The organism is Arthrobacter stackebrandtii, from assembly GCF_017876675.1.
Taxonomy (GTDB): domain Bacteria; phylum Actinomycetota; class Actinomycetes; order Actinomycetales; family Micrococcaceae; genus Specibacter; species Specibacter stackebrandtii.
This window is the reverse complement of record NZ_JAGIOI010000001.1, coordinates 2,229,650-2,255,959: the sequence shown is the minus strand read 5'-3', so window position 1 is coordinate 2,255,959 and position 26,310 is coordinate 2,229,650. Positions and strand designations below refer to the sequence as shown.

The 26,310-nt window shown below is 66.5% G+C and carries 25 protein-coding genes; 8 read left to right on the top strand and 17 right to left on the bottom strand.

Features of this window, described 5'->3' with window-relative positions; translation table 11 throughout:
- Window positions 1–3: 3 nt before the first annotated feature.
- From paaC to paaA, 3 genes are read right to left on the bottom strand one after another with little or no spacing between them, the layout of a single operon-like run.
- On the bottom strand, window positions 4–897 hold the full coding sequence (gene paaC, locus JOF48_RS09560) for a 1,2-phenylacetyl-CoA epoxidase subunit PaaC (protein ID WP_209680104.1): 894 nt from the start codon (window positions 895–897) through the stop codon (window positions 4–6).
- The gene (paaB, locus tag JOF48_RS09555) at window positions 894–1,265 is read right to left on the bottom strand and encodes a 1,2-phenylacetyl-CoA epoxidase subunit PaaB (RefSeq protein WP_245346477.1); all 372 of its coding nucleotides are present in this window, start codon (window positions 1,263–1,265) and stop codon (window positions 894–896) included. Before paaB ends, paaC begins: the two co-directional genes overlap by 4 nt.
- A gap of 2 nt (window positions 1,266–1,267) precedes the next feature.
- A complete protein-coding gene (paaA, locus tag JOF48_RS09550) occupies window positions 1,268–2,227 on the bottom strand; it encodes a 1,2-phenylacetyl-CoA epoxidase subunit PaaA (protein ID WP_209680101.1) in 960 nt (319 codons plus the stop codon).
- A 113-nt stretch (window positions 2,228–2,340) separates the two neighbouring features.
- On the opposite strand from paaA, the gene JOF48_RS09545 reads away from it, so the two are divergent.
- From JOF48_RS09545 to JOF48_RS09535, 3 genes are read left to right on the top strand one after another with little or no spacing between them, the layout of a single operon-like run.
- Entirely contained in the window at window positions 2,341–2,871 is a 531-nt protein-coding gene (locus JOF48_RS09545) for a hotdog fold thioesterase (protein ID WP_209680098.1), read from the top strand.
- A gap of 18 nt (window positions 2,872–2,889) precedes the next feature.
- On the top strand, window positions 2,890–4,221 hold the full coding sequence (paaK, locus tag JOF48_RS09540) for a phenylacetate--CoA ligase PaaK (protein ID WP_209680095.1): 1,332 nt from the start codon (window positions 2,890–2,892) through the stop codon (window positions 4,219–4,221).
- A gap of 33 nt (window positions 4,222–4,254) precedes the next feature.
- On the top strand, window positions 4,255–4,869 hold the full coding sequence (locus tag JOF48_RS09535) for a TetR/AcrR family transcriptional regulator (protein ID WP_209680092.1): 615 nt from the start codon (window positions 4,255–4,257) through the stop codon (window positions 4,867–4,869).
- Between the two features lie 104 nt (window positions 4,870–4,973).
- On the opposite strand, the gene JOF48_RS09530 is transcribed toward JOF48_RS09535, so the two are convergent.
- Window positions 4,974–5,213 (bottom strand): hypothetical protein, encoded by a 240-nt coding sequence (locus tag JOF48_RS09530; protein WP_209680089.1) that lies wholly within the window; start codon window positions 5,211–5,213, stop codon window positions 4,974–4,976.
- 530 nt (window positions 5,214–5,743) lie between these two features.
- Between JOF48_RS09530 and JOF48_RS09525 the strand changes: the two genes are divergently transcribed.
- Window positions 5,744–6,121: an HNH endonuclease signature motif containing protein gene (locus JOF48_RS09525; RefSeq protein WP_245346476.1), complete on the top strand. Its 378-nt coding sequence runs from the start codon at window positions 5,744–5,746 to the stop codon at window positions 6,119–6,121.
- A gap of 36 nt (window positions 6,122–6,157) precedes the next feature.
- Here the strand turns inward: JOF48_RS09525 and paaZ are convergent, their stop codons facing one another.
- The 4 genes from paaZ to JOF48_RS09505 all read right to left on the bottom strand — a co-directional run bounded on the left by paaZ (window position 6,158) and on the right by JOF48_RS09505 (window position 11,325).
- Entirely contained in the window at window positions 6,158–8,287 is a 2,130-nt protein-coding gene (paaZ, locus tag JOF48_RS09520) for a phenylacetic acid degradation bifunctional protein PaaZ (protein WP_209680084.1), read from the bottom strand.
- A gap of 76 nt (window positions 8,288–8,363) precedes the next feature.
- Window positions 8,364–9,266: a 3-hydroxyacyl-CoA dehydrogenase family protein gene (locus JOF48_RS09515; RefSeq protein WP_209680081.1), complete on the bottom strand. Its 903-nt coding sequence runs from the start codon at window positions 9,264–9,266 to the stop codon at window positions 8,364–8,366.
- Window positions 9,263–10,099: an enoyl-CoA hydratase/isomerase family protein gene (locus JOF48_RS09510; RefSeq protein WP_209680078.1), complete on the bottom strand. Its 837-nt coding sequence runs from the start codon at window positions 10,097–10,099 to the stop codon at window positions 9,263–9,265. The genes JOF48_RS09515 and JOF48_RS09510 overlap by 4 nt, the downstream gene beginning before the upstream one ends.
- A complete protein-coding gene (locus tag JOF48_RS09505) occupies window positions 10,099–11,325 on the bottom strand; it encodes a thiolase family protein (protein ID WP_209680075.1) in 1,227 nt (408 codons plus the stop codon). The genes JOF48_RS09510 and JOF48_RS09505 overlap by 1 nt, the downstream gene beginning before the upstream one ends.
- A 193-nt stretch (window positions 11,326–11,518) precedes the next feature.
- Here JOF48_RS09505 and JOF48_RS09500 point away from each other — a divergent pair, with 193 nt between their 5' ends.
- On the top strand, window positions 11,519–13,744 hold the full coding sequence (locus JOF48_RS09500; protein WP_209680072.1) for a S9 family peptidase: 2,226 nt from the start codon (window positions 11,519–11,521) through the stop codon (window positions 13,742–13,744).
- 626 nt (window positions 13,745–14,370) lie between these two features.
- On the opposite strand, the gene JOF48_RS09495 is transcribed toward JOF48_RS09500, so the two are convergent.
- The 4 genes from JOF48_RS09495 to JOF48_RS09480 all read right to left on the bottom strand — a co-directional run bounded on the left by JOF48_RS09495 (window position 14,371) and on the right by JOF48_RS09480 (window position 17,237).
- Window positions 14,371–14,817: a cytidine deaminase gene (locus tag JOF48_RS09495; protein WP_209680069.1), complete on the bottom strand. Its 447-nt coding sequence runs from the start codon at window positions 14,815–14,817 to the stop codon at window positions 14,371–14,373.
- A 123-nt stretch (window positions 14,818–14,940) separates the two neighbouring features.
- Window positions 14,941–15,714, bottom strand: coding sequence for a peptidase M56 family protein (locus JOF48_RS09490; protein WP_209680066.1), 774 nt, complete (start codon window positions 15,712–15,714; stop codon window positions 14,941–14,943).
- The gene (locus tag JOF48_RS09485) at window positions 15,711–16,313 is read right to left on the bottom strand and encodes an RNA polymerase sigma factor (RefSeq protein WP_209680061.1); all 603 of its coding nucleotides are present in this window, start codon (window positions 16,311–16,313) and stop codon (window positions 15,711–15,713) included. The genes JOF48_RS09490 and JOF48_RS09485 overlap by 4 nt, the downstream gene beginning before the upstream one ends.
- A 261-nt stretch (window positions 16,314–16,574) precedes the next feature.
- A complete protein-coding gene (locus tag JOF48_RS09480) occupies window positions 16,575–17,237 on the bottom strand; it encodes a GNAT family N-acetyltransferase (RefSeq protein WP_209680058.1) in 663 nt (220 codons plus the stop codon).
- A gap of 265 nt (window positions 17,238–17,502) precedes the next feature.
- On the opposite strand from JOF48_RS09480, the gene JOF48_RS09475 reads away from it, so the two are divergent.
- Both JOF48_RS09475 and JOF48_RS09470 read left to right on the top strand, forming a co-directional pair.
- Window positions 17,503–18,897, top strand: coding sequence for an MFS transporter (locus tag JOF48_RS09475; RefSeq protein ID WP_209680055.1), 1,395 nt, complete (start codon window positions 17,503–17,505; stop codon window positions 18,895–18,897).
- Window positions 18,894–20,381 carry a pyridoxal phosphate-dependent decarboxylase family protein gene (locus JOF48_RS09470; protein ID WP_209680053.1) on the top strand — a complete coding sequence of 496 codons (1,488 nt, stop codon included), beginning with the start codon at window positions 18,894–18,896 and terminating at the stop codon, window positions 20,379–20,381. The genes JOF48_RS09475 and JOF48_RS09470 overlap by 4 nt, the downstream gene beginning before the upstream one ends.
- Window positions 20,382–20,387: 6 nt before the next feature.
- Here JOF48_RS09470 and JOF48_RS09465 read toward each other — a convergent pair whose 3' ends face one another.
- Together JOF48_RS09465 and pta are read right to left on the bottom strand one after the other, a co-directional pair.
- On the bottom strand, window positions 20,388–21,521 hold the full coding sequence (locus tag JOF48_RS09465; protein ID WP_209680051.1) for an acetate kinase: 1,134 nt from the start codon (window positions 21,519–21,521) through the stop codon (window positions 20,388–20,390).
- The gene (gene pta, locus JOF48_RS09460; RefSeq protein WP_209680048.1) at window positions 21,521–23,656 is read right to left on the bottom strand and encodes a phosphate acetyltransferase; all 2,136 of its coding nucleotides are present in this window, start codon (window positions 23,654–23,656) and stop codon (window positions 21,521–21,523) included. The genes JOF48_RS09465 and pta overlap by 1 nt, the downstream gene beginning before the upstream one ends.
- A 363-nt stretch (window positions 23,657–24,019) precedes the next feature.
- On the opposite strand from pta, the gene JOF48_RS09455 reads away from it, so the two are divergent.
- On the top strand, window positions 24,020–24,931 hold the full coding sequence (locus JOF48_RS09455; protein ID WP_209680045.1) for a serine protein kinase RIO: 912 nt from the start codon (window positions 24,020–24,022) through the stop codon (window positions 24,929–24,931).
- 79 nt (window positions 24,932–25,010) lie between these two features.
- Here the strand turns inward: JOF48_RS09455 and JOF48_RS09450 are convergent, their stop codons facing one another.
- From JOF48_RS09450 to JOF48_RS09440, 3 genes are read right to left on the bottom strand one after another with little or no spacing between them, the layout of a single operon-like run.
- A complete protein-coding gene (locus JOF48_RS09450) occupies window positions 25,011–25,607 on the bottom strand; it encodes a GDSL-type esterase/lipase family protein (RefSeq protein ID WP_209680042.1) in 597 nt (198 codons plus the stop codon).
- A complete protein-coding gene (locus JOF48_RS09445; RefSeq protein ID WP_209680040.1) occupies window positions 25,607–25,894 on the bottom strand; it encodes a hypothetical protein in 288 nt (95 codons plus the stop codon). Before JOF48_RS09445 ends, JOF48_RS09450 begins: the two co-directional genes overlap by 1 nt.
- 36 nt (window positions 25,895–25,930) lie before the next feature.
- Window positions 25,931–26,263: a type II toxin-antitoxin system HicB family antitoxin gene (locus JOF48_RS09440; protein WP_209680037.1), complete on the bottom strand. Its 333-nt coding sequence runs from the start codon at window positions 26,261–26,263 to the stop codon at window positions 25,931–25,933.
- Between the last annotated feature and the right edge of the window lie 47 nt (window positions 26,264–26,310).

The following is a 26,310-nucleotide window of genomic DNA, read 5'->3' as shown; positions in this document are numbered from 1 at the left end:
CGCTCACCAGCTTGCCCCGGGGAAATCGCGCGCCAGGACCTGCATTTCGGCCAGCAGGTAGCCAAGGTGCTCCGAGTGCCGGCCCCGCCGGCCGCCTCCCGTGGCCATGGGGTGCGCGGGAACGGCCAGCTCCGCCTCGGCCAGGACGGCGCCGGTGGTTCGGTCAAACTCCGCCGTCAGGCTGGAAGGCACGACGGCGGCGTCCCCGAGTTGGGTGGTGAGCGGATCGTCCTCAAAGAGCTCGCCCACAAACGGCCACATGAGGTCCAGCCCCGCCACCATGCGCCGGCGCGATTCCTCCGTGCCGCCGGCCAGGCGCAGCACCCACTGCGTGCTGTGGTCCAGGTGGTAGTCCACTTCCTTCACGGCCTTCGCGGCAATGGCGGCCAGCATGGGGTCCGATGAACTGCTGAGTTCGCGGTAGAGCGGGTACTGCCAGCTGGCGGCGACGAACTGGCGGGCGATCGTGGCGGCAAAGTCGCCGTTGGGCTGCTCGAACAGGTGGGCGGAGCGGAATTCGGGTTCACGGCGGAAGTAGGCGAGGTCGTCCTCGGTCTTGCCCCATGCGGCCCCGGCGTAGCTGAGGAAGGAGCGGGCGTGGCCGAGCTGGTCAAGGCCGATGTTGCCCAGGGCCACGTCTTCTTCCAGTTCGGGTCCGCGGGAGATCCACTGGCCCAGGCGCTGGGCCAGGATGAGGGCGTCGTCGCCGAGACGGAGCGCGTATTCGGCCACATCCCCGGAGGGGTGGGCTGTGCCTTCGGCTGCTGTGAGCGCAATGTCCTCGGGGCGCAGCGCGTTGCCGGGCGTGATGCGCGTGGCGGAGGCGGCGCTGTCCCCCTGGGCCCAGGGGGTGGGGTTGCGATGCTTCTGGGGTTGGGAACCGGTGGGAGCGGTCATAAATGTTTCACCCCTTCGCTCTTGGTGTAGTAGGTGGCATGGCGGTAGTCCTTGCCCTGCGGGGATTCGAAGAAGGAGCCCTTGGCGTCGGGGTCGGAGGCTGCGATGGCGTCGGACGGGACCACCCAGATGGACACGCCCTCGTTGCGGCGGGTGTAGAGGTCGCGGGCGTTGCGCAGCGCCATGGTCGCATCCGGCGCGTGCAGCGAGCCGGCGTGGACGTGGCTGAGTCCGCGGTTTGACCGTACGAAGACTTCCCACAAGGGCCAGGCCGGGGCAGCTGGTGCGGGAGCCGGCGTCGAGCCTGGAGCGGGGGAAGCCGTCTCGGAGGCGGGCCCGGCACCGGCGGAAGTGTTGGCGGGGCACATGGCTAGGCCACCTCCTGGGCCGCGCGCGCGGCCTGTTTGGCAGCGTAGGCGGCGGCTGCCTCGCGAACCCAGGCCCCGCCGTCGTGCGCGGCGCGGCGGCGCTCCATGCGCTGGGCGTTGCAGGGGCCGCGGCCGGCGAGGACGTTCTTGAACTCGTCCCAGTCGAGCGGGCCGTGCTCCCACTTTCCGGTGTCCGGGTTGAGGCGGACGGCCGGATCCGGCAGTTCCAGCCCCAGCACCTTGGCCTGTTCCGCAAGCATGCCGACGAAGCGGGAACGGAGCTCGTCGTTGCTGAAGCGCTTGATGTTCCAGGCCATGGACTGTTGCGAGTTGGGCGAATCGGTGTCCGGCGGGCCGAACATCATGAGCGAGGGGCCGTACCAGCGGTTGACGGCGTCCTGCGCCATGGCCTTCTGCCCGGGCGTGCCGTGGGAGAGTTCCAGCAGGATCTCAAAACCCTGGCGCTGGTGGAAGGATTCCTCCTTGCAGATGCGCACCATGGCGCGGGCATACGGGCCGTACGACGCCCGGCACAGCGGCACCTGGTTGGTGATCGCGGCGCCGTCGACCATCCAGCCGATGGCGCCCATGTCCGCCCAGGTCACGGCGGGATAGTTGAAGATCGAGGAGTAGCGGGCCTTGCCGGCCAGCAGTTGGGCTGTCATTTCATCGCGTGTGATGCCCAGCGTTTCCGTGGCGGAGTAGAGGTAGAGCCCGTGGCCGGCCTCGTCCTGGACCTTCGCCATGAGGATGGCCTTGCGCTTGAGGCTCGGGGCGCGGGTGATCCAGTTGGCCTCCGGCTGCATGCCGATGATCTCCGAATGCGCGTGCTGGGACATCTGGCGGATGAGGGCATGGCGGTAGTCCGCGGGCATCCAGTCCGTGGGCTCGATCCGTGAGTCCCTCGCGATGACGGCGTCAAAATGAGCCTGTCCGGCGTCGTCGCCCTGTAGTTCCGGCATGGCGTCTCCTTTGACATATGCCTTGTTCCCGGTGGCCGGCCGGCCGTGAACTTTCTTGAAAAACCCACCGGATATTTATTTACCGACCGTTCGTTCAGGATATAATGGCGGGCATGGCCAGTCAATCGCCCGCCGTGCCGGGCCCCGCCGCGGACGATGCCGCGGGCCCTGCCCAGAACCACGCCCTTCTGTTCAATGACCGGGCGTCCGAATGGCTGGGGGTCGAGGTGCTGGAATTGGCCGACGGGCGGGCGACGATCGCCATGACGCTGCGGCCCGAAATGATGAACGGCTTTGGCATCACGCACGGCGGCATGATCTTTGCGTTCGCCGATTCCGCCTTTGCGCTGGCCTGCAACCCGGCCGACGGCGGCGGGGACAGCGTGAGCGTGGCGTCCGGCGTCGACGTCAATTTCCTGGCGCCGACGCGCGCCGGGCAGAGGATCACCGCCGTGGCCAGGCGGCGCCAGCAGCAGGGCCGGAGCGGGCTCTACGACGTCCAGGTTTTCGCCGACGACGGCAACGACGGGGCCGACGGCGGCGCCGAAAACGGCAGCCGCGGCAGCAGCGCCGTCGACCATCAACGCGGCACGGTGGTGGCGGAATTCCGCGGCCGGAGCCGGGCCATCCCGAAGAAGCAGTGACGGCGAAAGACCGGACTCATGAACAATGCATCCCCCGTAGCATCCCAGCCGGCAGACCCCGGCCGGCTGGACCCGGCCGAGCTCATGGGCCGCGGCGAACTGGAGGCCCTGCAGCTCATCCGCCTGAAGCACACCCTGGCGTACGCCTATGACCGGGTGCCGCTGTACAAGCGCAAGTTTGACGCCGCGGGAGTGCACCCGTCGGACCTTCACGAGTTGGCGGACCTGGCCAAGTTCCCGTACACCACCAAGGAGGACCTGCGGCAGGAGTACCCGTTTGGCATGTTTGCCGTGCCTAGGGACCAGGTGGTGCGGATCCATGCCAGCTCAGGCACCACGGGCCGGCCCACCGTGGTGGGGTACACCAGGAATGACATCACCATGTGGGCGTCGCTGGTTGCACGGTCCATGCGGGCGTCGGGCGTCCGGCCGGGAATGGTTGTCCACAACGCCTACGGCTACGGCCTGTTCACCGGCGGGCTGGGCGCGCACTACGGCGCCGAGGCGCTGGGCACCACCGTGGTTCCCATGTCCGGAGGGCAGACCGAGAAACAGGTCCAGCTGATCCAGGACTTCGCACCGGATGCCATCATGTGCACGCCAACATACCTGCTGACCATCATGGATGCGATGGCCAGCCGCGGCATCGACCCCCGCAGCACGTCGCTGAAGTTTGCCGTGTGCGGGGCCGAGCCGTGGACGGAGGAAATGCGCCGGGAGCTGGAAACTGGCATGGGGCTGGATGCCTGCGACATTTACGGCCTTTCCGAGGTCATGGGGCCGGGCGTCGCGGGTGAATGCGTGGAGACAAAGGACGGCAACCACATCTGGGAGGACCACTTCATCCCGGAAATCATCGACCCCTTTGACGACGGGTCCGTCCTGCCGGACGGGCAGACGGGCGAGCTCGTGTTCACCTCGCTCACCAAGGAGGCCATGCCGGTCATCCGCTACCGCACCAAGGACCTCTCCAGCCTGCACCCCGGCACGGCGCGCCCGGCCATGCGCCGGATGGCGCGGATTTCCGGGCGCAGCGACGACATGATCATCCTGCGCGGCGTGAACCTCTTCCCGTCCCAAATCGAGGAAATCGCCTTGCGCATCCCGGCGCTGAGCCCGCATTTCCAGCTCGAGCTGACGCGTTCCGGGCACCGGGACGAAATGACCATCCACATCGAACCGCGCCCCGACGCCACGGAGGAGGCGCGCGCCGCCGCGGCGGAGGCCTTGCGGCGGGCGGTCAAGACGTACATCGGTTCCACGGCCGTCGTCGACATTGCCGCCCCGGGCTCGCTGGCCCGCTCCAGCGGCAAGCTGCGGCGCGTCTATGACAACCGGACCCGCGATTAAGCGGGCGGAAACCACCATGGGAAACTAGGGAACATGCCCAACACCGCCCCCTCGCCCGCCACCGCCCCCGCCAAGCGCGGCCGGCCCGGCTACGACCAGCAAACCGTCCTGCGGATCGCCGTCGACGTCTTCAACCGGCACGGCTACGAGGCCACGTCCATGGGGATCCTGGCCGAGAACCTGGGCATCACCAAGTCGGCCATCTACCACCACGTCCCGTCCAAGGAGGAGCTGTTGAGGCTGGCTCTGGAGGAGGCCCTGGGCGGGCTGGAAGAGGTCTTGACGTACGACGGCGCCACCTCGGGAGCGCCTGATGCCCGCCTTGAGTTTGTGCTCCGGGAGATGATTTCGGTGCTGGTGGAGCGCCTGCCCTTTGTCACCCTGCTGCTGCGGCTGCGGGGCAACACCGAGATGGAACGGGAGGCGATGGCGCGCCGCCGCGCCTTTGACCGGACCGTCACCGGCCTGGTGGCCGAGGCCCAGAAGGCCGGAACCCTGCGGGACGACATTGCCGCCGGCACCATCACCCGGCTCATGTTCGGCACCGTGAATTCAATTGTTGAGTGGTACAAGCCCGGAGGCAGCCTGTCCGCCCCGCAACTGGCCGACGACGTTCTGGCCATGACACTGGAAGGGCTTCGCAAGTAGGTTCAGTGCTGCATTCTCCGGCCCTGATACTTGGCGCTGAAGTAGCCTCTTTCAACCTGCCGAAACATGGCACCAGCCATGACAAATCTTTCACTCAGCACCGCTCAAGGAATCGAAATTTTGTCCCTTTTCGCGGCCTTGCGGGTCAAGTCTGCAAGTTTCACAAAGTATCCGATCAACACGATAGGTACAGTCGAATTCACCAAGGAAGCAATTTCCGGATTCTGCGGAAAAATGATGAATTGCAAAATAAGCGCGAGAAGCGTAATCCCGAATACAGTTGCTGTGGCTGTTCGATATTTACTGCGGAGCGCGATCTGCCGCCAATGCTGATCAAAAGTCACGTCGACCTCCTAATTCGTGGGGTCAGAGAACTCGACTTCCCCAGATGTACACCTCACATCACGATACGCAGAGCGTTCGCGCGTTGTCTAGGACTCAGCTTCCCGGAGGTATTGCTAAGAGGAAACAAGGGACTCACTGCCACCAGAGTTGCCAATGCGCAACAGTTCACGATGACAGGGAATGGCGGGCCGACATAGGTCCAACGGAGTCCCAAGCAATTTCCACTGTTCCTAGCTTGATTGGCGGTAACAACTGACGTTGCCGCTATGACGAGGCCACGTCCATGGGGATCCGGGCCGGTTCCGCCCGAAGATGACCCGGACCGTCCTGACCAGCAGCCGGGCAATGCTGGGCCGTGGCCCCACTTGGTCAATGGTGTGCGGGCACCGGCGCCCTCCCCCTCAACGGCGGATTGAAAACCCAGCTCTACCTGTCTGTGACGCAGGAAGATATTGACCGCCAATCCAAAGACGGCCAATCCATGGGAGGGACCATCAACACCCCCTTCAGCGGAAAGGTTCCACGGCCCTTGTTTTCCGAAGCGGTGTGCGATGCAGATGTCACCCGCATGCTGGTAGACAGCAACGGGCAGATTCTCGATGTGGGCCGCACCCAAAGGCTTTTCACGTTCGCCCAACGCAAGATCCTCGTGGCCCGCGACATGGGCTGCGCCTTCCCGGACTGCACGGTGCCCCCGCAGTGGACCGAAGCGCACCACATCATCCCGTGGCAGAACGGCGGGGACACAAGTGTGGACAACGGCGTTCTCTGTTGCAGCCTGCACCACCACTACCTTCACAACAGGGGCTGGAGTGTCCGGCTCGACGGCGGCGCCGCCTGGTTCAAGCCGCCCTACTCCGAAGACATCACCCGGCGTGAGCGCCGCAACTTCTACCACCGGAACTGACCGGCGGCTTCATGGCGGGACCCGTTGGGCACGGCGCTACGCGTAGAGGGTGTCCACCTTCTCCACGAGCGTCAGGACGTCGTACGTGGCCACGGTGGCCCCGTCCTGGTTGTTCAGCACGGCATCCCAGCAGACCTCCCCGTAGTCATCAGTGACGCGCGGGGTGATGCGCTTGGCCGTCAGTGTCACGCGGATCGAATCGCCGGCCGCAACGGGCGTCAGAAAGCGCAGGCTTTCAAGTCCGTAGTTGGCCAGGACGGGCCCCGGTGCGGGTTCCACGAACAACCCCGCCGCCCACGACACCAGCAGGTACCCGTGCGCCACGATCCCGGGGAAGAACGGGTTCCTCGCCGCGGCGTCAGCGTCGGTGTGGGCGTAGAACAAGTCGCCCGTGCCCTCCGCAAACGCCGAGATGTCGGCGAGCTCCACCTGCCGCAGGCCCGAGGCAAACGCGTCGCCGATGCGCAGCTCCGCCAGCGACTTCCGGAACGGGTGCACAGCGCCGGGCACACCGCCAAACTCCGGATCCCCGGCGATAACCCGGTCTGCACCCGTGTGCCATTCGCCGGTCAGGGCCGTGAGCATGTTGGGCGAGCCCTGAAGGGCGGTGCGCTGCATGTGGTGCCAGACCGAGCGGATGCCGCCGAGCTCCTCGCCGCCGCCAGCCCGGCCCGGCCCGCCGTGCACCAGGTGCGGAACCGGAGCCCCGTGCCCGGTGGAGCTGCGGGCATCCTCGCGGTTCAGCAGCAGGATGCGGCCGTGGTGCGCCGCGATCCCGGTCACCAGCTGCCGCGCCACCTCGGGATCGTTGGTGCACACGGTCGCCACAAGGGACCCGGCCCCCAGCGCCGCGAGCCTGACCGCTTCGGAGGCATCGCCGTCGTGCATGTCATAACCCAGCACCCCGGCCACCGGGCCAAATGCCTCCAGCGTGTGGACCGCAGGCGACCCTGAATCCGGCCAGTTCAGCAGCACCGGGGACATGAAGGCGCCCTGTTCGACGCCGGACACCTCCCCGTCAGCGCGCGTCACCGCCGGCGCGTCCAGGGTGCCGTAGGCCAGCTCGCCCCCGGCCGCGAGCATGGCACGGACGGCTGCGCGGACATCCGCCAGCTGTTCGAGGGAGGCGAGGGCACCCATCGTGACCCCGTCGGCGCGGGGGTCGCCAATGACCACGCGCTCACGGAGCCGTGCGCCGATGGCGTCAATGACGGCATGGCGCACGGGGTTGGGGACGATGACGCGCCGGATCGCCGTGCACTTTTGCCCGGCCTTGACGGTCATTTCGGTGGCTGCTGACTTGATGAAGGCGTCGAATTCGGGGGTGCCGGGGACGGCGTCGGGGCCCAGGATGGCGGCGTTGAGGGAGTCGGTCTCGGCCATGAAGCGGACGCCGCCGTGCGCCACGTTCGGGTGGTTTCGCAGCAGGGTTGCGGTGCTGGCGGAGCCCGTGAAGGAGACCATGTCGCGGTAGTCCAGCCGGTCCAAAAGGTCGCGGGCCGGGCCGGACACCAGCTGCAGCGAACCGTCCGGCAGGATCCCGGACTCCACCATGGCGCGCACCGCAGCCTCGGCCAGGAATCCGGTGGGCGTGGCCGGCTTCACGATGGTGGGGACCCCTGCGATGAACGCCGGCGCGAACTTTTCCAGCATGCCCCACACGGGGAAGTTGAAGGCGTTGACCTGCACGGCCACACCCGGAATGCGCGTGTGGATGTGCTCGCCGATGAACGAGCCGTCCTTGCTCAGCACCTCCACGGGCCCCTCCACGATGACGTTCGCGTTGGGAAGTTCGCGCCGTCCCTTGGACGACAGGGTGAACAGCACGCCGATGCCGCCGTCGATGTCCACCATGGAATCAATCCTCGTGGCACCGGTTTGCGCGGAGACCGCGTACAGTTCCTCACTCCGGCCGTTCAGGTATTGCGCCAGGTCCCTTAACAGCAGGGCGCGCCCGTGGGTGGTCAGCCTCCCCAGTTCGGTCTGGCCCACGCTGCGTCCATGGTCGACGGCGGCCGCCAGGTCGAGTCCTTCGGCCGACACCCGGGCGATGACCTCGCCCGTGCTGGCGTCGCGGACCTCCGTGGCGGCGGCACCATCGGCGGGCGTCCACCAGGCATCACGAATGTAGCTGGGTACCGTCTGAATCGCCGTAGCAGTTTCCATGGCCGGCACGTCCTTTCACTGTGCTTTGTTGCGTTCATTTGCGGGGTGGGTGGTGGTCGGCAGGGCCGCCGCCGGCTCAGCCCCAGTCAAAGAATCCCTTGCCGCTCTTGCGGCCCAGTTCGCCGCGTGCCACCTTGTCGCGCAGGATCTGGGGAGGCGCAAACCGTTCACCCAGGGTTTCCGCCAGGTAGTCGGCGATTTCCAGGCGCACATCCAGGCCCACCAGATCGGTGGTGCGGAGCGGTCCTGTCTGGTGCCGGTAGCCGAGCACCATGGCGTTGTCGATGTCTTCCGCACTGGCCACGCCTTCCTCCAGCATGCGCATGGCCTCCAAAGCCAGCACCACGCCCAGCCGCGAGGACGCAAAACCCGGTGCATCGTTGACCACGACAGCGGTTTTGCCCAGCGCCGCCACCCATCCTTGGGCCGAGTCCACCAGCATCGGCAGCGTTTGCGCTGCGACAACAACTTCCACCAGTGTCGAGGCGGGGACGGGGTTGAAGAAGTGCAGGCCGATAAAGTTCCCCGGGCGTTCCAGTTCGGCAGCCAACCCGGTCATGGACAGCGAGGAGGTGTTGGAGGCCAGGTGGGCGGCCGGGCCCAGGTGCCTTTCGACGGCCTGCAGGGAAGAGACCTTCAAATCCCGGATTTCAGGAACGGCCTCCACGACCAGCCCGCACCGGGCAAAGTGGGCGTAGTCGGTGGAAACTGCCAGCCTGGCCAAAAAGCCATCGGGACCGCCAGCAGCCCCTCGCTCCACGGACTTTGCGACCGCGTTTTCGACCCGGGAGCGCGCAGCCGCGGCAGCCTCGGTGTCGCGCTCCACCACGAGCACCTCGCAGCCTGCCATGAGGAAGGCGTGCGCAATGCCGGCACCCATGCGGCCGCCGCCCAAAACACCCACAGAGTGAGGGAGCGCTGGGATAAAATGCCCGGAAGGCAAGCGGGCGTCTGCGGTTGGCGGAGGATTGGAGGTCATGGCCCTTTCCTTGCCTGGCGCTTGTCGAGGAAGGCCTGCATGCGTTCAGCCTTGGCCGGGGACTCGAACAGCTCCGCCTGTTCGCGGTTGTCCATCTCGGGGTGGGCGTCGCGCGGGGCATGGAATGCGCGCTTGGTGGCCTGCACGGCGAGCGGGTCCTGCGCCGCTATCCGGTCCGCCAGCGCGTGCGCGGCCGCCATGAGCTCGGAGGATTCCACGAGTTCGGAGACCAGCCCCACGGCCAGGGCGCCCTCTCCCGTCAGGTGCCGCCCGGCCAGCAACATCGCCAGCGCCACCGGCTCCCCCACCAATTCCTTCAGCCGCCATGTCGCCCCCGCTGCGGCCATGATGCCCAGAGACGTCTCCGGCTGACCCATCCGCAGGCCCCGGGTGCCGATGCGGAAGTCGGCGGCATACGCCAACTCCGCACCGCCGCCCAGCGCGTACCCGTCCAGGGCGGCGATGACGGGCATGGGCAGCCTGTGGATCCGCTCGAACAGGCCCGAGTTGATGCCGGCCAGCGCGTCGTCCCGGCCGCGCTGCAGCAGTTCGGCGATGTCGGCCCCGGAGGCAAACACGCCCCGCACGCCGGCGGCCTCGTCGGCCGGGATGCCGGCGAGGATGAGCACCTTCGGCACAGCCTCCACGTACGCGCACACGGCATGCAGTTCGGCCACCATCGCGGCGTCGATCGCATTCCGCACGGCCGGCCGGTTCAGCTGCACGGCCACCCGGTCCGGCGCCTCGGCGACCAGCAGCGTGGCGAAGGATGCGGGATCAAGGGGGTGCCCGGCGTCGTTCTTCAGAGATTCGTTCTTCAGGGGATTTTCCATCAAACACCCTCCACGAGCAGCGCCGCGCCCTGGCCCACTCCGACGCACATGGTGGCCAGGCCCAGCCCGCCAGGAGCCTCGCGCTCCAGCCGGCCCAGCAGGGTGATCACGATCCGGGAGCCGGACGAGCCCAGCGGGTGGCCGAGTGCGATGGCGCCGCCGTCGAGGTTGACCGTGCCGGGGTCCAGGCCGAGCTCGCGGATGCAGGCCAGGGATTGCGTGGCGAACGCTTCGTTGAGTTCGACGGCGGCGAGCCGGCTGACGTCGATGCCGCGCCGTTCGAGGAGCTTGCGGGTGGCGGGGACGGGTCCCATGCCCATGATTTCCGGGGCCAGGCCGGCTGTGGCGGAGCCTGTGATGCGGGCGCGCGGGACAAGGCCGTGCTGGCGGATGGCGCGTTCGGAGGCGACGAGGATGGCGGAGGCGCCGTCGTTCAGGGTGGAGGAATTGCCGGCCGTGACCACGGTGCCGCCCCTGACCACGGGGCGCAGGGCGGCCAGCACCTCCGGGGTGGTGCCGGGGCGGGGGCCCTCATCCTGCGTGACGGTGGTGGCGCCGTGCCGGCCGGGCACGGCGACCGGGACGATTTCGGGATCGGGGCGGCCGGCGGCGATGGCGGCGAGCGCCAGGGTGTGGGAACGGACGGCAAAGGCGTCGGCGTCCTCGCGGCTGATGTTGTAGCGGCGGGCCACCTCCTCGGCGGTCTCCGTCATGGAGAAGGTCATCTTGCCGCCGCGGGAGAGCTCGCCGGAGAGGAAGTTGGGGTTGGTGAAGCGCCAGCCGATGGAGGTGTCGACGGTGGCGCCGGGTTTCGCGAAGGCCTTCTCCGGCTTGGCCATGACCCACGGGGCCCGGGACATCGACTCCACGCCTCCCGCAACCACCATGTCCGCTTCCCCTGCCCTGACCATGGCGCCGGCCAGCGCGATGGCGGACATGCCGGAGGCGCACAGCCTGTTGACGGTGATGCCGGGGACGGTGTCGGGGAATCCGGCGAGGAGCCAGGCCATGCGGGCCACGTTGCGGTTTTCCTCCCCGGCGCCGTTGGCGTTGCCCAGGATGACCTCGTCGACGGCGGCGGGGTCGGCGCCGGTGCGGGCCATGAGTTCGGCTACGGCGATGGCGGCGAGATCGTCGGGGCGGACGCCAGAGAGGGCACCGCCGTAGCGGCCAACGGGTGTGCGGACGCCGCCCACCAAAAACGCCTGCGGTGCCCCTGCAGACATGCCCACACCCCTTCGTGCAACATTACCGACCATTCGTTCTATAAATATTCCATGCGGCCGCCGGGCGGTCAACAGCCGCGGCCGCAACGGCATGCCGAATGCCCCCGTCCGCAACCCGATGTCCGGCTCCGCTGTTGGCATACACGAGCACAGCGGGCTCACCGGCGTGGGCATGGCTGGCTACAGTGGAACCATGACGACTTCCGAGGCCAAAGACACCGCTTCCATGCCCCCTGCAGCCCCCGCCGCCCACAGCGAAACCGCCCCCGCGGCACCGCCGGTTGCCAAGAAGGTCCCCGTGGAACGCACCCACCACGGCGACACTTTTCTGGACAACTACGAGTGGCTGCGTGAGAAGGAAAACCCGGAAGTGGTGGCGCACCTGAACGCCGAGCAGGCGTACACCGATGCCGTCACGGCCGGCCAGGAGCAACTGCGCACCGACATCTTCAACGAGATCAAAAACCGCACGCAGGAAACCGACCTCTCCGTGCCGAGCCGCAAGGACGGCTGGTGGTACTACTCGCGCATGGTGGAAGGCCAGGCCTACGGCATCCAGTGCCGCGTCCGCGCCGAAAGCAACGGCACCCTGGACGACTGGACCCCGCCGCTCGTGGAAGCCGGCGTCCCGGTGCCGGGCGAGGAAATCCTGCTGGACGGCAACGCCGAGGCTGAGGGCCAGCCGTTCTTCTCAATCGGCGGCGCCGCCGTGACCCGCGACGGAAACCTCTACGCCTACGCCGTGGACAACGCCGGCGACGAGCTGTTCACGATCCGCATCAAGGACCTGCGCACGGGCGAACTCCTTCCGGACACCATCGAGAACGCCTTCTACGGACTCACCTTCTCCCCCGACGGCAGCACACTGTTCTACATGCTGGCCGACGACTCCTGGCGCCCGCACCAGGTCAAGACCCACACACTCGGCACGCCGGTCTCCGATGACAAGGTCCTCTACCAGGAGGACGACGTCGCCATGTGGACCGGCTTCGAAATCTCCGCCGACCGCCGCCACCTGGTGGTCAGCATTGGCTGCTCCGAATTCAGCGAGACCCGCCTGCTGGACTTCGCCGCACCCGACAAGGGCCTGCAGGTCCTGATCCCGCGCAGTGCCGAGATCCTGTACGACGCCGAGCCCTTCCTTTTGGACGGCAGCGAAAAGGTCCTGCTGACCCATGACCGTGACGCCGTCAACTCCATGATTTCCCTGGTTGACGCCGCGGAGTTCAGCAAGCCGCTGGACCGGCAGGAGTGGGCCACCGTGGTTGCGCATGACGACGCCGTGCGCGTCAACGGCGCCACCGTCACCGCCACCCACATGGTGGTTTCGCTGCGCAAGGACACCATCGAGCGCATCCAGGTGACCGCACTGGAAGGCTTGGGGACCGCGGAGCAGGCGGCCGCCGTCGAACCTGTCTTTGAGGAAGAGCTGTACACGGCCGGGATGGGCGGCAGCGAATATGAGTCCCCCGTGATCAGGCTGGTCTACACCTCCGACTTCACGCCGCCGCGCGTCTACGACTACGTGCTGCCGGCCGCGGGCGGGCAGGGCCAACTGCTGCTGCGCAAGGAAACCCCCGTTTTGGGCGGCTACCGTCCCGAGGACTATGTGGCGACGCGCGAATGGGCCGTCGCACCGGACGGGACGAAGGTTCCGCTGTCTGTGCTGCGCCGGGCGGACCTGCCGCGCGACGGGGCGAACGCGGGTGTTGTGTACGGTTACGGCTCGTACGAGATGAGCATGGATCCCGGCTTTGGCGTGCCGCGGCTGTCGCTGCTGGACCGCGGCGTGGTGTTTGTCATTGCGCACGTGCGCGGCGGCGGCGAGATGGGCCGGCACTGGTACGAGGACGGAAAGAAGCTGAACAAGAAGAACACCTTCACCGACTTTGTCGCGGCCACAGACTGGCTGGCGGAATCCGGCTGGGTGGACCCGTCCCGCATTGCGGCCCTGGGCGGTTCGGCCGGCGGGCTGCTCATGGGCGCCGTGGCGAATTTGGCCCCGGAAAAGTACGCCGCGATTGTGGCACAGGTGCCGTTCGTGGATGCACTGACCACCATTTTGGATCCGGAGCTGCCGCTGTCGGCGCTCGAGTGGGAGGAATGGGGCAACCCCATCACCGACCCCGAGGTGTACAGGTACATGAAGGACTACACGCCGTACGAGAACGTGCGGGCCGTGGCCTACCCGAAGATTGCGGCCGTCACCAGCTTCAATGACACCCGCGTGCTGTACGTGGAACCGGCCAAGTGGGTGCAGGAGCTGCGCGAGAAGTCCACGGGTTCGGAGCCCATTGTGCTCAAGATCGAGATGGACGGCGGGCACGGCGGCGCGTCCGGGCGGTACGAGGGCTGGAAGACCCGTGCCTGGGACTACGCGTTCCTTGCAGATGCGATCGGCGCCACGAAGCTCCGCTAGGCACCACGGTCCCAGGCACCCCGCACCTCCCGCCTGCCCCGACGCTGCATCACATAATGCCGTGTTTTGGCGAACGCCTTCGCACTGACTGCTAAAGCGTTCGTCGAAAATGGTCGTTATGTGATGCGGCGCATGAAGGGTGGGGGATTGCCGGGCGCGGATCTCAGCGGGGTTGTCCCGTCTCATCCAAAGTGAACCACTCTCACTACACCTGGACCACTGGCAGGATCCGTCTCACTACAGTCGGACCATCGTGTGAATCTGTATCACTCCACATGTGCCACTGGAACGTGACTCGATCAGGCCTGGGCGCCGTCATATCTTGTCTCGTATAGGGCTCCATCACCGGGCATTTTTGCGGGCGGGGTATACGGGAATCGAGCAGCTGCTAAAGCACGGTTATCGTGATCCGGCGAATTTTGGGTGTTGCTTGCGTCGGTTGCGGACCGGCCTACGGGACAGATCGTAGACTCTGATTTCTAGGGAACCTAAAAGCTGGCACGACTCCAAAATGCTCCACTTAGTGCAACATGGCTTTGCAGTTTGTAAAGCGTGGCCTTGTATTAGCCGGTGGAATGCATAAGTTACGAAATGCCAATGACGCGAGAAAGAAGTGTTGCCTTCGGCTATCCGTTGTGGTCCGCAGTAGTTGGCCATGCCCCATCATCGGTGAACTCCGTGGCCCAGTAGTACGGATTGACTTCAAGCAGAGTACGAGCAGCCCACCCTCCAGCTGAGCTGGAATCTGATACCGCGACTTGAACGCCAGGCCCCCAAAGTGCGAGTCTTTCTTGGCAAAGACCACAAGGAGCAAGAATCGTAACTTGGTCTTCACCGGCTGCCTTACTCACGCAAACTGAGGCGGTTACCCGTTGATCCATGTTGTACGCCTGACAGATGGCACCCGTTTCAGCACACAGGTTAGCCGCAGCATTAAAATTGTCGAGACTGATGCTAGTTAGTATTTGTCCATCTTCGAGGTACAAGGCGGCAGCGACGGCCTGCTCCGCATCCGGCCAGCGACGATTGATGTGTTCTATTGCCGCGTTGACGAGTTCTTGGTTAAGTTTCATTAACGCATTCTGGCACGAACCACTCAGCAAAATGTCATTGGCTAGTTCTAACCTTTCAAGGTCCCTCGTCTGTTCATTCCGTCGAGCGTCCCACTGAGCGTTCCCCTTGCGGGATGGGCTTGTCTATTGGCCGCCGATGACGAATTCACCCACCAGTGTCGTCCCGTCTGATTCATAGACGGGGATAGGAAAGGTTTTCCCATGGCGCGCCTTTTGCCATGCAATGGCGTCGTCCGGGCTTTTGAAGGTCTTCGCTGCGTTCGAGCCGTCGGCCTCGTCCAGGGCAGCACGAAAGGCGTATCCGGTCTTTCCGTTCGTGGCCATGACAGCGACTAGGTCTGGGCTGCCCTTGGAATTCTCGACGCCGTAGCTTTGTCCCTGCTCATTGGTCGCCCAATCCGTGGTGGTTTGATTGACGTAGGTGGCCGTGAGTGTCCACCTCGCAGCTGAGTCCGTGGTGATAGTGACCGTGTGTTGCCCGGTTGTGAGGGGAATGCTGTAGCGGCTCACAGCAGACCGCGTTCCAATGTCTGCACCGTCGCACACCACACTGGCTCCGTCGTCGTATACGAACCGGCCAGGGGTAAGGCAGGTGAATTCAACGGCCATGTTGGTAACCCCATCGGGGACGGGGCCAAGGTCGACGGTGGCCGTCCCGGTATACGTCCCGGTGACAGGACTGGCCACCTTGGTGACAGTATCGCCACCGGGAAGGACGAGGATTCCGGCCGCTGCCGCACCAATGCCACCGAGAAGGCCAGCACCGGCGAACACCCCTGCACCAATCCATAGGCGCCGGTGTTTACGTTTCTTCACCGGTACCGACGTATCAACCTGGGCAACCAGGATCTTTCGGAGGGCGGTACTAAACATTTCATCGAGATGTGGCTCGTTCATGGCTGTACTCCGTTCGTCATCTCATTGGCGGCAATAATCTTGTTTGGTCGCCCCATCACGGCCTTCAGGCGCTCACGAACCCGGAACATCCGGGTTTTCGCGGCCGACGGAGTGAGGCCAAGAACAGTTGCGGCCGCGGAAATCGGATAACCTTCCAAGACCACCAACGAGACCAGCTGCCGGTCTATGGCCCCAAGGCCACGCAATGCGGCCGCCAGTTCGTGATCTACAGCGTCCAAAGGGTGACGAGAAAGAACCTCATCCAAAGGGTCCGGCGCATCGTCCGCCCGGGGCAGGGAATTGAGCAGCTTGCGGTACCGGAACGCTGCGCGTCGGGCATTACGGGAAACATTCGTTGTCGTGACTAGTAGCCAGGGCAAAATCGAACTGTCAACCAGCCTGACTTTCTCTTTACGCCGCCAAAGCTCAAGGAACGCCAACGCCACCACGTCTTCGACGTCATGGCTGATTGGAATCAGCCGGTAGGCATGACGGAAGATCCTGCCGTGATGTCGGTCAAAGAGCAGGCCAAAAGCGTCACCATCACCCTTGAGACTGCGCGACCACAGCTCGGTGTCGTCGAGTTGAATGTTCCCCATGCACTGTATTGTCCGCGAAGGTCCAAAAGGTTTCACCCACCCCACAAAAGGATGCAGAACCTATCCGTCAGTCCACCAAGCAATGACGCCGGACGAATCAGAAGCCACCCATGTCCCAGTCAGCGTTCTCCATACGGGCCCCACGCCCTGGGCAGGAAGCAAGTGGACGGGCTGAATATTGCGATTGGACTCGAGGTTTTGGTCCGGCTGTAGTGAGACGACCCCCTGCTGAAGTTCTCTCACTACAATCGGACCGCGCCCCTAGCCCTCGCCCTTTTCACGGTCCATCTTGGATGAGACGGGAAGGGGGTCGCGGACCGTGGCGTAGACCGCCTCCGACGTCCACTCGCCCTTGAGGTACATGTTGTCGCGGAGCACGCCTTCGCGCTGCATGCCGAGGCGTTCGCAAATGGCGGCCGAGGCCGTGTTTCGCGCATCCAGCCGGGCCTCAACCCGGTGGAAGCCCCAGGACCCCAGCGCCAAATCGAGCACGGCACGGGCCGATTCGGTGGCGTAGCCGTAACCCTGCGCCTCCGGGGCAAGGGTCCAGCCGAGCTCCCCGAAGCGTTCCGGCGCGCCGTCCTCCGTCCCGTCGTCCCTAGCGCCGCCGTCGGCCAGCACGCCTTGGCCGGCCCCATTTTCCGGTTTCCCGCCCGAATTCCACTTCAGCGCGATTTCGCCGATCAGCCCTGGCTGCCCCTTGCGCTCAATCACGAACGTCGCCCAGTCGCCCGGCCCCTCAAACTTGCTCTGAACGTAGTTCCCGATCCGCTGCATGCACTGCGCGTAGCTGCGCGCCTCCCCGTAAAGGTAGCGGGCCGTCTCCGGCAGGCGCTGGTAGTCGTAGTACGCGTCGAGGTCATCCGTGGAGAAGCGGCGCAGCACCAGCCGCTCCGTGGCCAGAGGATACGGAATTTCAATCATGCCCTGAGCCTACGCCCATCGATTTTGGGGCAGCAAGGCACGTGTCCGGCACGACGGCGGAGCGCACCTTCCCCAGGCCGGGCACCGTCAGGCTTGGGACCGGAGCGTGGGCAGCAAGTCATGGGGGAAGTCCCAATGGAAGACGCACGGTAAACAGGGCCGCAAGGCATGGGGGAAGTCCCGAAGGACGGCGGCCGGCAAGGCTGTGTGCCCGGCGCGCGAAACAAGTGACGCAGCCCACCGATGGTTGCGTACACTTCTGGTTATGACCACGCCAGAACAGGCACCAGCCGGGGCACCGCTGCCGGCCCGGACCGTTGCCCGATACGCACTCGGCTCCCTCGGCACCGGCGGCTTCGCCACCCTTCCGGGGCTGGTCCTCATCTATTACATGACGGACACGCTGGGGATCGCGGCCATCGCCGCGGGACTGCTGGTCACGGCGGCCAAGGTGTGGGACGTGGTGATTGACCCGGTCATCGGCGCCCGGTCGGACCACTCGCTCGCGGCGACGGGTTCCCGGCGCCGCTTCATGGTCCTGGGCGGGACATTGCTGCCGCTCTTCTTCATCCTGACGTTCGCCGTGCCGGCCGGCATGGGCCCCGGCTGGGCGGGCGTCTGGGTCCTGGTGGCGTTCATGGCCACGGCCACCGCGTTCAGCCTGTTCCAAGTCCCCTACATTGCGCTGCCGGCAGAGCTCACGGCCAGCTACGACCAGCGCACGCGGCTGCTGTCCGTCCGTGTCCTGGTGCTGGCCCTGGCCATCCTGCTGTTTGGTGCGGGCGGCCCGGCCCTGCGCGGGCTGGGCGGGGAGAACGAAGCCCTCGGCTACCTGCTCATGGCGGTCGTGGCGGGCCTCGTCATCGGCGTCGCCATGCTCCTGACCTCGAGCGTGGCGGAGCGGGGGCCCGTCCGCCCGGCCGAGCGCGGCGGCATCGGCGCCAACTACCGCGACAGCCTCGGCGCACTCAGGCGCAGCCACGCGTTCCGGGTTCTGCTGCTGTGCTTTGCCCTGCAGGGGCTTGCCACCGGCGGCATGCTGGCCGGCGCGCAGTATGTGGCCACCTGGGTGCTGCACTCCGAATCCGCCGTGACCTTCCTGTTCATCGCGCTCATCGGGCCCGCGCTGGTGTTTGCCCCCGTGTGGCGGTCCGTGGCGGGCCGAATCGGCAAGGAGCGGGCGTTCAACTACGCCAGCATCATGTTTGGCGCCGCCGCCCTGGCGCTGCTGGGCATGCTGGCCTCGCCCGGCACGTGGATCTACGTTCCCGTGGCACTTGCCGGGGCCGGATATGCGGGCATGCAGTCGCTGCCCATGGCCATGCTGCCGGATGTCATCACCCACGATGCCAAGACCCACGGCGAGGGCTCCGCCGGCGTCTTCGGCGGTGTCTGGACAGCAGGGGAAACCACGGGCATGGCCCTGGGCGGCACCGTCCTGTCACTGGTGCTGGCCGCCAGCGGCTACATCCAGTCCACGGCCGGGGAAACCGTGGTCCAGGGCACCGCCGCCGTCAACGGCATCATCCTCAGCTTCAGCCTGGTCCCCGCACTTTTGATCCTTGCCAGCCTGCTGGTCTTCCGCCGCTATCCGCTGCGCCAGGGCGACATCGATGCCGGCGCCTCAACCCCCACCTCACCCAACCTAGGAAATTCATGATCCCCTTCGCCGCCGAGCCGGAGGACATCCTCCGCGAACTGGCCGCCCTGCGCTCGGCCGACGCCCCCACCCACGGCGGCGGGGTCCTCTCCTACGTCTACGATTCGGGCGTGGCCGCGGTGGACGAGCTGGCCGCGGCAGCCATGGCGGCCGTGCAGCCGCTCAACGGCCTTGACCCCACCACCTTCACCTCTATCGCCGCCATGGAGCGCGATGTCACCGGCTTCATGCGCACCCTGCTGGGAGGCGGGGACGACGTCGTCGGAAGCGTGACCAGCGGCGGCACCGAAAGCTGCATGCTGGCGGTCAAGACGGCCCGGGAGAACTTCCACCGGGCCGGGAAAACCGGCACCCCGCGGCTGCTGGCACCGGCCTCCGTCCACGCAGCGTTCCACAAGGCCGCCCACTATTTTGGGCTCACACTGGATCTGGTCCCGGTCGACGGCGCAGGGCGGGCAGACGCTGCCGGCCTGGCTGCCGCGATGGGCCCGGACGTGGCGCTGGTGGTGGTGTCGGCGCCGTCCTACCCGCACGCCGTGCTTGACCCAGTGGCAGAGGTGGCCCGTGCCGCACAGGAACACGGGATCGACTGCCACGTGGACGCCTGCATCGGCGGGCTCGTGCTGCCGTTCTGGGAAGGGCTGCCGGAGTGGGACCTGCGCGTGTCCGGCGTGACCAGCATTTCCGCAGACCTGCACAAGTATGGCTATGCACCCAAGGGCGCCTCCGTGCTGCTGACGCGCGGGCGGGACCGTCAGCGGGCACAATACTTCGCCACCACCTCCTGGCCGGGCTACCCCGTGGTCAACCCCACCCTGCTCGGTTCCAAGTCGGCGGCACCCCTCGCTGCGGCATGGGCCATCATCAAGCTGCTGGGCACCTCCGGTTTCGCGGAGCTGGCCGCCTCGTGCCGCCGCTCCACGGAGGCGGTCCTGGGCACTGTGGCCGGCATCGAGGGCCTGCGCGTGGTGGGCACGCCCACGGGCCCGCTCCTTGCCGTGGCGGTTGACGGCTCTGTTCCGGCCGGCCGCCGGGTCGATCCGCACCACTGGGCGGACAACCTGAAGCTCCACGGCTTCACGGCGCAGCTCCAGCCGGCCTTCACGCAGGCGGACGGGTCGGTCCTGCCCCGCACCACACACCTGACCATCACGCCGGTGACGGAATCGCGCCTGCCGGAACTCACCGGGGCCATGGTCCGGGCCGCCGAAGCCGTCCGCGGGGTGCCCGGCCTTGAACCGCAGCAGCTGTTGGCCGCCAACGCCCCACTCGCCGCACTGCTGGCGGGCAGCGGGCCGCGTGAGAGGGATTCGGCGGCCGCCCGCACCGTCCTGGCCGGACTCGGGCTGGCCGGCAGCGGGCTTCCCGCTGCCATGGCGCCGGTCCTGGCCCTGGTGGAGGCCCTGCCCGCCGACATTGCCGCGTGGCTGCTGACCGAACTCCTGGCCACGGTCGCGGTACCCCCGCCCGCCTTCGGAGGCTAAGGGCCCTCAGGCGCCACGCACGACGGCGGCAGTCGCCTCCGCGATGGCCTGCTCTTCGTCCGTGGGAACCACGAGCACGGGGATCGCCGAATCCGGTGCGCTCACCACACGCGGCGCGGACGAGCGCACGAGGTTCGCCCCGCCGTCGAGCTTCACGCCCAGCGCCCCCAGGCGGGAGGCCACCAGCGCACGGAAGTCCGCGGAATTCTCGCCAATCCCGGCCGTGAACACGAGTGCGTGCGCCCCGCCAACCGCCACGTGGTAGCCGCCTATGTATTTCGCCAGGCGGTACGAGGCGATGTCCAGGGCAAGCTTCGCGCGGGCGTCCCCGGCGGCAGCGGCGTCGACAATGGCGCGCATGTCGTTGTCGCCGTAGAGGCCCTTGAGCCCGGATTCGCGGTTCAGGAGCTTGTCGATGTCGTCGGCCGACATGCCCTGGCGCTGCAGGAAGATCAGGATGGACGGGTCGATGTCGCCGCTGCGGGTGCCCATGACCAGGCCCTCCAGCGGGGTGAACCCCATGGAGGTGTCGATGCTGGCGCCGCCCTCGATGGCGGTGAGCGAGACGCCGTTGCCCAGGTGGCAGATGACGGCGTTGAACTCGTCCAGCGGAACGTCCAGCAGCGCAGCGGCACGCCCCGTCACGAATTCGTGCGAGGTCCCGTGGAAGCCGTAGCGGCGGATCCCGTACTGCCGGTACAGCGCATCCGGCACCGCGTAGCGCCAGGCGTGCTCGGGCAGCGTGCGGTGGAAGGCCGTGTCAAAAACAGCCACCTGCGGCATGTCCGGCCACTTCGCCGTGATGGCTCGGATGCCCAGCACATTGGCCGGGTTGTGCAGCGGCGCGAGCGGGTTGAGCCGTTCGATGGCGCGCGTGATCTCGTTGTTGATCAGAACCGGCTCACTGAAACGCTCCCCGCCGTGCACAACGCGGTGCCCGACGGCGTCCAGCGGCCGGGCAGCCAGCTCGCCTTCCAGCACGGCCGCCACCTGGTCCATGGCCTCGCCATGGTCGGCCGGCCCGCTGCCTCCCTCGCCGATGCGGTCGATCAGCCCGCTGGCGGCCACCTCGTTCGTGTCGGTGTCGCGCACCTGGTACTTCAGGGAGGAAGAGCCGGAGTTGATGACGAGCACGCGCATTAGGAATCCTTCGCTTCGGTGGTTTCGCTGGTGGTACCGGCCGGACCCGCGGCGGGCTCAGCCGCCGGGGCCTGCGCCTGGATGGAGGTGATGGCCACGGTGTTGACGATGTCCTCCACGGTGCAGCCGCGGGAGAGGTCGTTGATGGGCTTGTTCAAGCCCTGCAGGACGGGCCCGACGGCGACGGCACCCGAGGACTGCTGCACCGCCTTGTACGTGTTGTTGCCGGTGTTCAGGTCCGGGAAGATGAACACCGTGGCCTGCCCGGCAACATCCGAGGCGGGCAGTTTGGAGGCGGCGATGGAGACATCCACGGCGGCGTCGTACTGGATGGGGCCCTCAATGGCCAGGTCGGGGCGTGCGGCCCGGGCAATCTCCGTGGCCCGGCGCACCTCGTCCACTGCGGAGCCGGATCCGGAACCGCCCGTGGAATAGGAGAGCATGGCGATGCGCGGCTCCACGCCAAACTGGGCTGCGGTTGCGGCGGAGGCGATCGCGATGTCCGCCAGCTGATCCTCGTTGGGCTCCGGGTTGACGGCGCAGTCGCCGTACACGAGGACCCGGTCGGCAAGCAGCATCAGGAACACGGAGGAGACAATCTTGACGCCGGGCTTGGTCTTCACAAACTCCAGGGCCGGGCGGATCGTGTTGGCCGTGGTGTGGGCGGCGCCGGAGACCATGCCGTCCACGTGGCCCAGCTGGACCATCATGGTGCCAAAGTAGGAGCCGTCCAGCATGACCTCGCGGGCACGGGTGAGGTCCACGCCCTTGTGGGCGCGCAGGCGCTGGTACTCCACGGCAAATGACTCGCGCAGCGGCGAGGTGGCCGGATCCACAATGGTGATTCCTCGCAGGTCGATGCCGTGGGATGCGGCCAGTTCCTCGACGGCGGCCGGGGCGCCCAGGACGGTCAGGTCGCAGACGTCGCGGCGGTGCAGGATCTCGGCCGCGGCAAGCACACGGGAGTCAGTGCCTTCCGGCAGCACGATGTGCTTGCGTTCGCTGCGGGCCCGTTCAATGAGTTCGTGCAGGAATCGCAGCGGGGTCATGGTGGCGGGCCGGGGCAGGGAGAGCCGCTCCAGCAGCTCCGCCTCGTCCACGTTCCGGGCCCAGGCGCCCATGGCTGCGGCCACCTTGCGCCGCTGGCCCGTATGGATCTCGCTGCGCACCTCACTGACCGCCTGAGCGGCACTGAAGGTGTCGCCGTCGTGCGCAAAAACAGGGAAGGGCGCGTGGGCCAGGAACGGCAGCACATGCGGGTCCGGGGCCAGTCCGCCGGTCAGGACCATGCCGCTGGGGACGGGGAACTCCGGGGAAAACGCCGAGGCGAGCGTGGCAACCATGACGTCGGCGCGGTCGCCGGGGACGATCACGAGGTCGCTGGAGTTGAGCTGGCTCAGGAAGTTGCCCACGGTCATGGCGGCCACCTTGATGGCGTGGACGTCGCGCTCGAGCTCGGGGCTGCCGGCCATCTGGCGCAGCTTCAGGGCAGCGGCGACCTCTCCCACGGTGGGCCGGGAGATCTCCGCGATCTCGGGGATCACGTAGACGGGCAGCTGGCGCTGGCCGGGGCGGATGGCGGCCGTGATGGTGTCCATGGCTGCGGGATCGGCGCGGTTGACCATCATGGCCAGCAGCGAGGTGTGCTCCGATGCGAGCTCCTTGCGGGCCACGTCCACGGCGTCTGCGATCTCCTCCGGGCCAAGGCCGCGGGCGCCCACCACGGCCAGCACCGGCAGGCCCAGGTTGTTGGCGAGGCGGGCGTTGAGGTCGAATTCAACGGCGGCATCCTGGCCCGTGAGTTCGGTGCCTTCCACGATCACCACGTCCACCAGCTTGGAGATTTCGCTGAAGATCTCCACGGCGCGGGCATCAATTTCCTCGCGCTTGCCGGAGGCCAGCAGCGCGCGGGCCTCGGTGGTGGTCATGCCGGCACGGCACACCTCCGGGTCCAGCTCATACATGCGGCGCAACATGGCCACCGTGGGGTCCTGCTCCGGATCCGCGGCCGAGGTGATCGGGCGGAAGAACCCGATCCTGTCTGCTCTCCTGTGCAGGGCGTCCGCCAGCCCCAGCGACACAAGCGTTTTACCGGAACCGGGAGTGGTTGCGCTGACATAAATTCCACGGGACATGGTCAATTTCTTCCCTTTCGCAGGTATGGCTCAATCCAAGCACGCGGGGGTGGCTTCGAGGCGTTTTGGCGGCGTTAATCACGTGTGATTTTGATTGACATGGCCGACGGCGGTTGGCGGCCCGGGCTGCCGGTGATGGTTGCGGCAAGGCTCCCCCGAGTAGAGGCCGTGCGGACTTTTCGTTGACAGCTGTGGGCGAATCATGGTCTCATGAAAAGGTCCTGTGCAAGCAGGCGCCCGCTGCGGCCGCACAGGCCCGTTCATGCAGCAGCCGGATCGATCTTAAGGAGGACCCAATGATTGTTTTCGCAGCTTTCCGCGCCCAAAACACCCATGCTTTCCTCCACAGGAGTCGATTCACCCATGAAGTTTTCTGCTGACACTCAGCACTTCGAAAAAATCTCCCGCAAGTCCCCGAACCGCCGCAACCCCCGTCTGGGCGAGGCGTTTTCCGGGTCGCCCGACCGTGCCCCGGACTGGAATGTCCTGGACGACGCACTTGCCGAAAACCAGCGCTGGTCCACCTGGCCGGACCTGGAAAAGCTGATGCGGGGCCCGCAGCCCTACCCCGCGTTCGTCATTGAGGATGCCGCCGCCATTGACACCGATCTAGGCGTCCTGAAAACCGGCAAGGAGGCGGATGTCTTCCTTGTTGAACGTGCCACGGAATCACGGCGCGCGCTGCTGGCAGCCAAGCGCTACAGGTCCGCCGACCAGCGCCTCTTCCAGCGCTCCACCATCTATACGGAAGGACGTTCGGTGCGGCGTTCCCGCGACGCCCGGGCGCTGAAGAACAACAGCAGCTACGGCCGGGAGGTGGAGGCCGCACGCTGGGCCGACGCCGAGTGGACGTACCTCCGCATGGCCCATGAGAACGGCATCCCGGTGCCCTACCCCGTGCAGATTTACGGCACGGAGATCATGATGGAGTTCATCGAGGACCCCGGAAACCGCGGGGTTGCGGCGCCACGCCTGCAGTCGGTGCGGCCAGAACCCGGGCTGCTGGAGAGCTACTGGCACCAGCTCACGGAGGCCATGAAGGCCTTCGCCCGGCTGGGGTTCGCCCATGGCGACCTCTCCCCCTACAACGTGCTGGCCGCCGGTGACCGCCTGGTCATCATCGACCTGCCGCAGTTGGTGGACCTGGCTGGGAACCTTCAGGCGGCTGAGTTGCTGGCCCGCGACTGCCGGAACATGTGCGCATGGTTCAACGCCCGCGGCTTGGAGGTTGACGACGGCGAACTCCTCGCCAGCCTGCTCGCCGAGACCTGGTAGACAGCGCCGGGAACGGGGGTTCAAACTGGTGGAAGCACCCCGTTCCCGGCGGCCCGGCTTGCACGCCACCCGGGCCTCCCTATTGCTCCAGCCAGCGCTCCCAGTACGGCGCCACAAGCTCATAAAGCTCCATGTACCCCTCGGAGCGCGGGTGGGCGCCGTCGCCCTCGAGCACCTGCCGGCGCCACACGGGGTTGTCCTCCAGGGGTTCAAAGACCGGCACAAAGGGAACGTCCCGGTCCCGGCACAGCGAGTGGAACCGGAGCGTAAGTTCACGTATCCGGTCGTTCACATCCTCGTGCGACACCGCAGGCGGCCCCACCACCAGAACGGGATCGTCGGCGAACATGTCCAGCAGCAGCCCGAGGTTGGCACAGGACTCCGCCAGCGCCACCCGAGGTGCCCCGTCCACAAAAATGGTGTCGTTGACGCCCATCGACAGGACCACCGCAGTCCGCCGCATGGGGTTCCGCCGAGCATCGACTTCCGACCCGGCCCTGGCCAGGATGTCGGCTGAAGTGTTGCCACGGATGCCCAGGTTGTAGGCGGTCACGGGCCTGCCCGCCGACGCGGCGTGCACCACCAGCCGCCCCGTCCAGCCGAGCCCGGTCTCGTCCCCAACGCCCGCCACAAAGGAGTCGCCGATGAAGCAAAGCTGCACTTCGCCGTCGTTCATCAGGCGACCCGGATCCTGCCCGGACCGAACGGCAGCCATGGTGCCCGGTAGCTCACGACCGCGCCGGCTTCCACCGTGATGGACGCTTCACCGAACTTCCACAGCCGGTTGAACAGGAAAACGTTGACCTCCACCGGGTCCGTGCCGGCCACCTTCCAGTTGCGCGTGCCCCAGAGGGTGGGCTGGGCGTCGCCGTTCACCGCGACGGTGGGGTTGGGGTACCAGCCCGGCCACGGCTTGCGGAGGGTCAGTTCGAATCGGTGCGTTGCTTTTGAGGCTTGAGTCACGCCTGCCAGCCTATCCGGAGTTCAGGCACCCACTACTTACTGGTTGCCTAACAACCGTGAAGAGGCAAGCCTGTTGAGTGAAATATGTTGCTCGGCAGCTTCGATGGCAAGCTCGCGGTGCAGTTCCGGCGGAATCCTGAGCAAGAATTTTCCGGAATACGTACGATCAGCAATAGCTTCGGGAGGAGTCTCGCCGGCGGCCAACATGTCCTCCACAACCTCTGCGACGAGCTTTTGGATGCCGTCAAAGGCCTGCGCCCGGTCGCCGTCAAGCCACGACAGTGAAGGCATTTCTGCAACCGTTCCTACAAACTCACCGTCTTCCGCCGACCAGCGGACTCGATAGCTGTAGTGGTCAGTGTGACTCATGATGACTCCTTCAATTTCTCGATGGCCGAAAGCACCTGCCGAACTTG